This window comes from Streptomyces sp. NPDC058052, from assembly GCF_042885515.1.
Taxonomy (GTDB): domain Bacteria; phylum Actinomycetota; class Actinomycetes; order Streptomycetales; family Streptomycetaceae; genus Streptomyces.
Genome location: NZ_JBHVRX010000104.1, coordinates 1 through 1078 on the forward strand (window position 1 = coordinate 1; position 1078 = coordinate 1078).

General features: G+C 34.4%; 1 protein-coding gene. It reads left to right on the top strand.

The annotated features are described in order from the left end of the window. Window positions 1-1078, top strand: a 1078-nt coding sequence (gene menE, locus ACFVU3_RS40235) for an o-succinylbenzoate--CoA ligase (RefSeq protein ID WP_390073736.1), incomplete at both ends; no start/stop codon positions are given.

The window sequence follows — 1078 nt, forward strand, 5'->3', positions numbered from 1 at the left end:
AGTCACTTCATAAGAAAAGAGTAGGTTTATTTATTAAAAATGATTTAGATTCGGTCATACTTATACATGCTTGCTGGATTGCTCAAATCGAAATAGCGATGCTTAACACGCGTTTAACTGAGCAAGAAATGAGAAATCAGATGAAATCAGTTCGTGTTGATACCATATTACATACGATGCCTCTAACAATGGAGGATTTTAAATTATACAACATTGAAGGTCTTAGAAATTTAACACCTCAACAACTCCAATCTAAACAATTCAATTTAGAAGATATTGCATCTATCATGTTCACTTCTGGAACGACAGGCCCACAGAAAGCTGTGCCACAAACGTTCCATAATCATTTAGCAAGTGCTACAGGTTGTAAACAAAGTTTAGGTTTTGATCAACATACAAAGTGGCTATCAGTTTTACCTATTTATCATATTTCTGGTCTGAGCGTTATTTTAAGATCAGTCATTGAGGGATTCACAGTTCGCTTAGTTGGTAAATTTAATACTGATAAGATGCTTCATATTATTAAAGATGAAAACATGACGCATGTCTCACTTGTTCCTCAAACATTAAAATGGTTGATGGATGGTGGTCTTACACAACCATTCTCAATAGAAAAAATTTTACTTGGAGGAGCAAAACTCTCTTCTAATCTGATAGAGCAAGCACTTGCCAATCAGTTACCGATTTATAACTCTTTCGGTATGACAGAAACATGTTCGCAATTTCTAACAGCTTCACCTGAAATGTTAGCTCAAAAACATGATACAGTCGGTAAACCGAGTGACAATGTAAAAGTAAAAATTAAGAATCCTAATCAAGATGGTCACGGTGAACTTCTTATCAAAGGTGAAAATGTGATGAATGGTTACTTGTATCCTGAGAATTTGACAAAGACATTTGAAGATGGCTTTTTCAAAACTGGAGATATTGCTGAGATAGATGAAGAAGGTTTCGTAATGGTTTATGATCGTCGTAAAGATTTAATTATAAGTGGGGGAGAGAACATTTATCCATACCAAATAGAAACAGTTGCTAAACAATTTAATGAAATTTCTGATGCAGTATGTGTAGGTGTTGC